The organism is Rathayibacter sp. AY1F9, assembly GCF_002932155.1.
Lineage (GTDB): Bacteria > Actinomycetota > Actinomycetes > Actinomycetales > Microbacteriaceae > Rathayibacter.
The window spans coordinates 1-1,896 of the sequence record NZ_PSVA01000055.1 but is presented as its reverse complement, the minus strand read 5'-3'; the positions used below and the strand labels follow the sequence as shown (position 1 = coordinate 1,896).

Sequence of the window (1,896 nt, the reverse complement as noted above, 5' to 3'; positions counted from 1 at the left end):
ACACAGCGGTCAAGAGTGTGATGAGTCACGCCCGAGCAAGCCAGAACCAGCCTGACAGCCGGCACCAGGCCAGCCGAGATCATTAGAGAGTGTGAGGGGGTCGCCCCTCACGGGCCGGCCCGGAGGCCGGCCCTCGCCCGCTCAGCTCGCGGCGGCCGTCTCCGCGACCGCCTCGCGGGCCGCGTCGAGTTCCGTGGCGGTGCGGTGTCCTTGCACGTCGGCGTAGGCCACGGAGTAGGGGCGCGTCCCGGCGTTCCAGTCCAGCGCGACCGTCACGGTCTTGGGGTTCACGCGGGTAACGAGGCTCCACCCGAACTTGTGCTTGATCGCGTCGCCCTTGGCGATCCTGTCGCGACTGTGGATCGTCACCTGTCCCGCGGCGGCCTGCGCCTCGCGGACCTCCGACCAGTAGTCGCGCTGATCTTCGAGCTGCGCGCGCTCGGCGTGCAGCCGGTCGAGTCGGTCGCCGGTGGCGGGGGCGGTCGTCTCGATGTAGCCGCCGCCGAAGTTGTGCGAGCTGCCCTCGATCTTCCGTGTGCAGCCGCGAATGTCGGTATCGAGGCGGTCGATGCGGCGGGCGACCATTCCCGGCGCGTAGCGGGATTCGGTGGTGTGGGCGGCGACGTCGGCGCGGGCGCGCGCGCGGGTGGCCTCGCGGTCGGCCTCGACGCTGCGACCCATCGCGTTGTGGGCCTTCTCGATCGCGTTGCGGTGCCGCGTCTCGGAGTGGTGGCCGATCTTGATCGGCTCGCCACCCTCCGGGAGCCGATCGAACGCGCGGCGCGCGGCCGCGTCCGCGGTGTCGGCGTCCGCGGCGCGACGGTCAGCCTTCGCGTCGAGCGCGTCGACGCGGGCGGCCTGGCGCTCGAGGGTCGCCGCCTCCGCCTCGGCGGTCGGGCGGAACGTCTCTTCGGCCTCGATCGTGACCTCGTGCCCGGCCTCGCGCAGGGCGGTCGCGGCGCGGTTGATGGTCCACCACTTCGGCAGGCGGTCGCGGGACTGCGGGACGTACCAGGCGCCGATGGAGCGGCCCCAGCGCCAGCCGGACGCCTTCAGGATCTCGGCGGTGCCGTCGCCGCGGCTGGTGCCCTCGATGATCGTTCCGGCTTCGGGCGTGTGGGTGATGGTGAGCATGTCGGTTCTCCTTCTCGGTTCGGGGGGGGTCAGTCGTTGTCGCGGTAGTCGGCGGGCGTCTCGCTGCGGTCGTGCAGCGCGTACGCGGCCGGGAACAGGTCGAGCGCTCGCGCGACGTCGACCGGCACGACGACGAAGGCACCGGAGGCCATGTAGCCGACGCGATCCGCGGGCAGCGCCTCCACGGGCTCGAAGTGCTGCAACGTCACCCCGGGAAGCCCCGCGCGGCCCTCGCGGGTGACCAGGTGCACGGCCGGGGTCTGCTCGGTCACCGGGTCGCGGCCACCGGCGCCGACGATGACCACCTGACGGGCGGTCCGGCTGATGCCCTCTGCCCCGGGTCCGTGGTGCTCGCTCGTGATGACCTCGGTACGGGTGCCGCGCTGCTGGCTCATGGTGTGTCTCCCTCTGGCTGATCGTTTTTCTTTGCCTCTCCGGCGGGAAGAACCGTTTGAGTGGAGGCGGCGGAGTGACGCCGATTCCGGGCGAAATAAGCCCGCAGGGCGCGTCCGGAATCGGTGGCACGTAGCCGGTGGAGCGAAATAGGTTGAGACCGCGGAGAGGTGAAGAAAACGGGGAAACAAGCCGCGTAGCGGCCTCCTACCGGCGGTGCTCCGTCACCGCTGCGCGAGTGCAGCTCGCGCTCCCCGGAACGGGGAATGTCGGGGACCCTTCTATGGCTTCTGGTCAAGTCGCGGCGCAGGACGCTCGCAGCGTCTGTCGTCGTCGGGGGCGATGACGCGCGGAGAACGTTCTCGAGGC

At 71.1% G+C, this 1,896-nt stretch carries 2 protein-coding genes; both read right to left on the bottom strand.

Annotation, left to right across the window (positions count from 1 at the left end; translation table 11 throughout):
- Positions 1-141: 141 nt before the first annotated feature.
- Positions 142-1,134, bottom strand: coding sequence for a DUF3560 domain-containing protein (locus C5C37_RS17000; protein WP_104339342.1), 993 nt, complete (start codon positions 1,132-1,134; stop codon positions 142-144).
- A gap of 29 nt (positions 1,135-1,163) precedes the next feature.
- Complete coding sequence (locus C5C37_RS16995; RefSeq protein WP_104339341.1) at positions 1,164-1,529, bottom strand: hypothetical protein; 366 nt, start codon at positions 1,527-1,529, stop codon at positions 1,164-1,166.
- Positions 1,530-1,896 lie beyond the last annotated feature (367 nt).

Coding starts and splice junctions, on each gene's coding strand:
- C5C37_RS17000 (WP_104339342.1), bottom strand. CDS start 1,134: ATGCTCACCATCACCCACACGCCCGAAGCCGGAACGATCATCGAGGGC.
- C5C37_RS16995 (WP_104339341.1), bottom strand. CDS start 1,529: ATGAGCCAGCAGCGCGGCACCCGTACCGAGGTCATCACGAGCGAGCAC.